Raw genomic sequence first — 6,296 nt, 5'->3', positions numbered from 1 at the left:
TCACAAGCCAATCCGTCCAAAAGGTTAAAGAACAAATTTCGGCAGGCTTGTCTTGTGCTATGCCTGAGGCAAAACAAGGCGCTTACGCTTTTCTTAGTAAAAATGATCGTTTTATTGATATGGCCTTGTGGTAGGGGTATAATAAATACAGATTTGTTTATATTACATTGAGGTGATAGGTAGTGCTTACATTAGAAATTTTTGGATTTAAAGCACTTTGGAGCCCATACTTTTTGACATTTTTAATTGTCCTGACAGCTGCCTATTTTTTACTTACCATTAAATTTCGGAATCGATTTACTGAGAGTGAGCCTTTAACCTTTAAAAAAGGGTTACTATTTGTAAGTTCAATTGCCATTCTCTATTGCATAAAAGGATCTCCGCTTGATTTAATGGCACATCTAATGTTTTATGTTCATATGATTCAAATGGCAGTCCTGGTTCTGGTTGTTCCACCGCTTTTTATTTTAGGGATTCCAGTTTGGGTGTGGAAAAAGCTATTTTCAATTAAGTTCATTCATTCACTTTTCACAATTTTTACAAAGCCAATCATATCACTAATCTTATTTAATGGATTCTTTTCATTTTACCATGTGCCGATAATTTTTGATCATGTTATGCAAAATGTTTGGCTCCATGCGGGTTATTCACTTTTATTGTTTATTGTGGCGATTTTTATGTGGTGGCCGCTAATCAATGAAATTCCAGAGCATCAGAATTTGAGCGGATTGAAAAAAGTTGGCTATATTTTTGCTGATGGAATTCTTTTGACACCTGCATGTGCGTTGATTATTTTTGCAGATACACCGCTCTATGCTACCTATTCTGATCCTCACGTATGGGGACAGGCAATGAGTTTATGCGTGGGTGCTGCTAATTTTGAGAGTTTAAATTTAACTGGACCACAGTTGTTTAGCTCAATGTCATTAATTCAGGATCAGCAGCTTGGCGGGGTTCTAATGAAAATCATTCAAGAAATTATTTACGGTGTGATATTGGCCCGAGTCTTTTTTGAATGGTATGACAAAGATAAAGCAGAATCGGAAAAACAAGATTTGCAGCCTGCTTTTAAACCTACTCCTGTAGAATAATCTCCCATTTACTTGGGAGATTTTTTAATGAAATTCAACTGCATAGCTTTTTGATTGAAAAAAAAAGGCAACTAAATTAAAATTGCAATTAAATAACCTAAAAGAGAGGGTCTTAAATGTCCTTACCCATTTTACCTACGATTAGTACGTCCTTTATCGTTTTAAGTGCAGTTACAATGGCAATTGGCTGGAGGCAAATAAAACAAAAAAGAATCGATGCACATAAAAAAACGATGACGCTTGCGGCCATATTCGCACTTATTTTCTTTATTATTTATGAGTCAAGAACCATATTTATCGGGAATACCTCCTTCGGTGGACCGGCTAATATTAAAATTTACTATACAATATTTTTAATTTTTCATATTACACTTGCCACGTCTGGAGCTGTTTTAGGGGTAATTTCCTTAATTACCGGTTATAAGAATAAACTTAAGGCCCATCGCAAATTAGGACCCATTACGTGTATAGTATGGTTTTTCACGGCAATTACTGGGATTGCAGTCTACCTATTGTTATATGTATTTTACAAAGGCGGCGAAACAACATCCCTTATTAAAGCGATCCTTGGTTTTTAACCAAAAAAGACGCATGAGCTTCTTCTCATGCGTCTTTAATTTGCCTATTCGGCAAATTTTTCTATTTCGGCTTTTACTTCATCTAAAATCTTTTTACATTGGTTCACAAGGCTGCTAGGGAAGGTTTCCCCTTCACCATATTCTACACCATGCGGATAGTAATATTTTCCTAATAACGGTGTCATTAATTGGATAGTGGCCTTATGTGCACCAACATCTCCTTCTACGGCATAGCCAAATGCACGCAAGTAAAATATGCCTTCTTTCAATTCAAACTTGCGATCATATGTAACACGCTCATAATCCCATTGACCCTCACGAATCAAGCCATGATCATGCATAACTTCGTCCAAACGATTTAAATCAGCTTTAAATTTTTCAAATCCCGTATTTTCGAACTTCACTTTTAATTTCCCTCCTAAAACAATGCATTACCCCTATGTGACATTATTCGGAATAATAGCATATTTAATTCCAATTTAATAATAGTTTAATTTGTAACAAGTTGCAATGAAATCATTTACAGAATAATTCAATCGATAATGGAAAACATAATATTGTTAAGGATTTTCATTATCTTATGGGGGGTTTTTGATATGGAGAAAATTCGTGAAATTATGACCGATAATGTTGAGAGTTGTTCCTTACTTGATAATGTATATGAAGTAGCAGTTAAAATGAAGGAATTAAATGTTGGTGCAATTCCCATTGTTGATCATGAAAAACTTGTTGGTATGATTACCGACCGTGATATTGTATTGCGATGTGTGGCAGAAAAAAATCCTCCTTCATCCAAAGTAGAAGAGATTATGAGTAATGAACTGATTACAATTTCTCCTGATGCTTCAACAAGGGAAGCAGCAAAATTAATGGCTGAACATCAAATTCGACGTCTTCCGGTTGTGGAAGGGGATAAAATAGTCGGAATTGTCTCACTTGGGGACTTCGCAATCAGAGATTTGACCGATGATCAGGCAAAACAAGCACTAACGGAAATCTCGGAACCAAATTATAATGGGATTCAGCATTAGTTAAACAAGAAACAGGTGCCATTGGGTACCTGTTTTCTTGTTCATAATGTTATTATTCTGTTAAGATGATGTATACCTATTACTTGAAAAGTTATAGATGATATAATAAAAATATCTATTTATTCATAGAAAAAGCATTAGAGAGGGATGAAGGCCTCTGCGGACATTCATGAGAATTCTTATTGTTTTAGCTATTTTTTTAACCATTGGTTTCTATATAAGTATTAAACAAGATAACCAGGATGAAGTTTTAATAAAAGACCACCATACATCGGAAATGCATCCGACATTACCAAAGAATCCAGATATAAAACAAAATAAAATTTCTCGGGAAAAACCAAAAGAAGGACTCTCCCTGTTGATAGGTAAAAAAGTTCCGGCATTAGAAAAAGAGCTTGGAAAACCGCAGCGAATTGACATGTCTGCATTTGGCTATCAATGGTATATTTATAACTTAGATTATACCCGTTATGTCCAAGTTGGGGTTGAAAATAACCGAATCGTAACAGTCTATGCGATAGGTGATAATTTAGATGTTGCACCATTTGAAATTGGCCAGCCTGTGGAAGAAATTTTTAATACACAATATATTGATGCAAACATTGAAATTGATAAGGATGGAAACTCGTACCGTTTTGAGTTAAATGATACGGATTTAAATATACGGCCAATTATTCAATTAGGTAGTATGTACGTACAGCTATATATTGATAAATTTACCGGAAATCTTTCAAGTGTTCGTTTTTTAGATGCGGATACCCTTATTAAACAACGGCCCTATGAACTTGTATATAGTGGGAAATTAATTGAAGCTCCTAAAATAACAAATGAGGCATTGAAAAGCGTTGAAGAGGGAGAAACAAAACAAATTTTTGACCTGACAAATGTTTTACGGGTAAGAGATCATTTAAAACCATTAATGTGGGATGAAAACACAGCAAAGGCTGCATTTGAGCATAGTAAGGATATGGCTGAAAATAACGACTTTTCCCATACATCAAAAAAATTTGGAAGCTTATCAGACCGCTTAAAATCGGCAAAGGTTGTTTTTCAAACAGCAGGTGAAAATATTGCCGCCAATTATACAGATGGACCAGCCGTGGTGGAAGGCTGGCTGAACAGTAAAGGGCACCGTGATTCGCTTTTAAATAAAGATTTTTCTCATCTTGGTGTAGGGGTTTACCAAAAATATTATACACAGAATTTTATTCAAAAGTGGAATCAATAGGGCGGACGACGGCTATATCAGTATAGCCGTCGTTCTTTTATAAAATAAGAATTTATAAATTGCTTTGAGAATGGTCCAGCTCAGGCGCTTTTCTTATTTCGTCACTATTCTTTCAAAATGATTAATGATGAAGTGAGTGCCCTCCCATGTTCCAAATACCTTAAGGAATTCACCCACCGTAAATTTTTCAATTACTGCTGCTTTTGTAATCGGTGTGAGTTTTTTAACAATTACTTGTCTGGTTTCTGTCTGTAGTTTAAATTCCTGGACATATATGTATCTATGATAATAAAAGCGTTGTTTTTCCTCATTTATGTTTTTAATTTGCCCAATTAATATAGCCTCCTGAGGTATATTAGCCAACGCGCGCCATTTGACATCTTGTTCCCGCATTTCTTTTTTTGTCCGCAAATAAAAGAAAAGAATAATAATGGGAACGACGATGAGTGTAATCAATTGGGGTCCTGCCTTTCAAATGTATTATTTTTTTATGACAAAAAATGTTCCTGTGGCATAGGCAATTTTTTTTCCATCTTCCCGGTACACTTCGCCGGATAAAACAAAAGTTTTCTTTCCTTGGTGGATTAGTTCAGCATGGCAGCGAAGACGAGGTCCAATTCCAGGAGCAATGTAATGGATATTCAGCTGATTCGTCACCGCTCCAAAGCCCTCTGGCAGCAAGTAATTCGCGAGTGTTCCCATTGCGGTGTCCAAAAGAGTTGCTGTGACTCCCCCGTGGACGATTTCAAAAGAATTATTCAGAGCCGGATTTAATGGAATTGTGATTTCACAAGTTCTTTCGTCAAGCTTACAATTTGTATGAAAAAACTTATCAATTAACGAAAGTCTTTCTTCGTTACTCGTTTTTTGGATTCCCTTCAAAAAATGTTCAATGGCACTCAAATCGGCGTCGGTTCCATTTTCCATACATGATTCTAATAATGTGATTAATTTGTCTTTCATCTCTTTACCTCTTTCATTTTTCCTCGTGAACATCTTACCACTAATATGAGGAATTATAAATGTTTTATAGAGATATAAGTCTTTCACAAATTTTATTTTCTAACATATCGTAATATTGGCATTGATGTCGGCAGAGGTGAGAAAAATGGTACAAAAAAAACTGCATCCGTCTGTAGTGAAATTTAAGGAATTTGTGAAGAACAATCCTAATATTATTCAAGAAGTGCGAAAGGGAAAGGCCACCTGGCAGGAATTGTACGAAGATTGGTATCTTCTTGGAGAAGAGGATGCAAGATGGGAACAAATTGGAAAAGAGGAAAATAAGAAAAATGAGCTGACTGAAGACGGTGAAGAGCAGGAAACAACAACAGAAAAAAAGGGAGACTTGTTATCGAATATAATGGGAATGGTTAATAACATGGATCCCAATCAAATCCAAAACCATATTAATAACTTAAGTCAGGCAATCGGGGCAATTCAAGGTGTTTTATCTCAATTCCAAGGGAGTAACGGAGCGAAACCGTCCGGAAAGCCGCAAGATGGGCCAATAAATCCTTTTTCATTTCGAAAAGATTAAAAGAAGGGATTATTAAAATATGCGAAAAGATGTCCAGGAATATTTGGGAAGCCAAAAGGAATTAAAACAATTTATTCGGGAACAGCCGATTTGGTATCGAAAACTTGGCAGAAATCCTTATGATTTACAATCATTAGAAATTGCCTCATTGCATTATTATAAAAAGACGATTCCGGATCAGGTAGAGAAGTTCTCAAACAATGTTCAAATGGCCTCCATGATGTTCCATATGTTTCAGTCAATGAAAAATCAAGGTTAATCCAAGACCACATTAAATAAAATATGTGGTCTTTTTATTTGTATATTTTTTTAAAAAGATTAAAAAATTAAGTGGAGGCAAACAATACAAAGAAAGGAGTGATGGAATTGAAAAGGACAATTTGGATGCTGCCTATTTCCATTTTTGTATTGTCGATTATGTCCGGGGGTCAAAACGATGTACCAAAGGCGGAATCGAATCCTAAGTTAATTCCTATCGTACATGCAAGTACATATAAAATGGATGATATTTCAGTGTTTAGCGAAAATTCAAATGAATCCCCCTCTTTATTTGTTAATTACCAAGCAAGAGGGAAAAATGTCATGGTAGAGTGTATACTAACAGGAATTAGTTTTCGCGAATCTGACAAGACAAAAGAAAAATTAGGGAAGATGCTTGTGTGGGTCGATGGCAGAAAATATCAGGAGGTTTCCACTGCAGCTTTTATCATCAAGGGGCTCGCGCCTGGAAATCATAAATTAAAACTTGAGGTGACTGATTTAAATAATCAGCCATATGGATTAACAAAAGAATTCATGGTAAATATCCCTAGGTAAAAGGTAAATTTC

Annotated in this window: 10 protein-coding genes; 7 read left to right on the top strand and 3 right to left on the bottom strand. The window is 35.5% G+C overall.

Annotation, left to right across the window (positions count from 1 at the left end):
- The first annotated feature begins 182 nt into the window (after window positions 1-182).
- The gene (gene ctaG / locus BIV60_RS13230; RefSeq protein ID WP_071356211.1) at window positions 183-1,091 is read left to right on the top strand and encodes a cytochrome c oxidase assembly factor CtaG; all 909 of its coding nucleotides are present in this window, start codon (window positions 183-185) and stop codon (window positions 1,089-1,091) included.
- Window positions 1,092-1,207: 116 nt separating this feature from the next.
- Window positions 1,208-1,669 (top strand): DUF420 domain-containing protein, encoded by a 462-nt coding sequence (locus tag BIV60_RS13225; protein ID WP_071356210.1) that lies wholly within the window; start codon window positions 1,208-1,210, stop codon window positions 1,667-1,669.
- A gap of 44 nt (window positions 1,670-1,713) precedes the next feature.
- Here the strand turns inward: BIV60_RS13225 and BIV60_RS13220 are convergent, their stop codons facing one another.
- Entirely contained in the window at window positions 1,714-2,073 is a 360-nt protein-coding gene (locus BIV60_RS13220) for a YugN family protein (protein ID WP_071356209.1), read from the bottom strand.
- Window positions 2,074-2,265: 192 nt separating this feature from the next.
- Here BIV60_RS13220 and BIV60_RS13215 point away from each other — a divergent pair, with 192 nt between their 5' ends.
- On the top strand, window positions 2,266-2,700 hold the full coding sequence (locus BIV60_RS13215) for a CBS domain-containing protein (protein ID WP_071356208.1): 435 nt from the start codon (window positions 2,266-2,268) through the stop codon (window positions 2,698-2,700).
- Window positions 2,701-2,869: 169 nt separating this feature from the next.
- Complete coding sequence (locus BIV60_RS13210; RefSeq protein WP_071356207.1) at window positions 2,870-3,928, top strand: CAP domain-containing protein; 1,059 nt, start codon at window positions 2,870-2,872, stop codon at window positions 3,926-3,928.
- 93 nt (window positions 3,929-4,021) lie between these two features.
- Here the strand turns inward: BIV60_RS13210 and BIV60_RS13205 are convergent, their stop codons facing one another.
- Window positions 4,022-4,384, bottom strand: coding sequence for a hypothetical protein (locus BIV60_RS13205; protein ID WP_071356206.1), 363 nt, complete (start codon window positions 4,382-4,384; stop codon window positions 4,022-4,024).
- Window positions 4,385-4,408: 24 nt separating this feature from the next.
- The gene (locus BIV60_RS13200; protein ID WP_071356205.1) at window positions 4,409-4,891 is read right to left on the bottom strand and encodes a PaaI family thioesterase; all 483 of its coding nucleotides are present in this window, start codon (window positions 4,889-4,891) and stop codon (window positions 4,409-4,411) included.
- Between the two features lie 145 nt (window positions 4,892-5,036).
- Here BIV60_RS13200 and BIV60_RS13195 point away from each other — a divergent pair, with 145 nt between their 5' ends.
- From BIV60_RS13195 to BIV60_RS13185, 3 genes are all read left to right on the top strand, one after another.
- On the top strand, window positions 5,037-5,468 hold the full coding sequence (locus tag BIV60_RS13195) for a YlbD family protein (RefSeq protein WP_071356204.1): 432 nt from the start codon (window positions 5,037-5,039) through the stop codon (window positions 5,466-5,468).
- 19 nt (window positions 5,469-5,487) lie between these two features.
- Window positions 5,488-5,727, top strand: coding sequence for a YlbE-like family protein (locus tag BIV60_RS13190; protein ID WP_071356203.1), 240 nt, complete (start codon window positions 5,488-5,490; stop codon window positions 5,725-5,727).
- Between the two features lie 107 nt (window positions 5,728-5,834).
- Entirely contained in the window at window positions 5,835-6,284 is a 450-nt protein-coding gene (locus BIV60_RS13185; RefSeq protein ID WP_083402235.1) for a hypothetical protein, read from the top strand.
- Window positions 6,285-6,296 lie beyond the last annotated feature (12 nt).

The sequence above is a fragment of the Bacillus sp. MUM 116 genome (assembly GCF_001866655.1).
Classification (GTDB): domain Bacteria; phylum Bacillota; class Bacilli; order Bacillales; family Cytobacillaceae; genus Neobacillus.
Note: the sequence above shows the minus strand (reverse complement) of the source record. Positions and strands in the feature narration are given on the sequence as shown.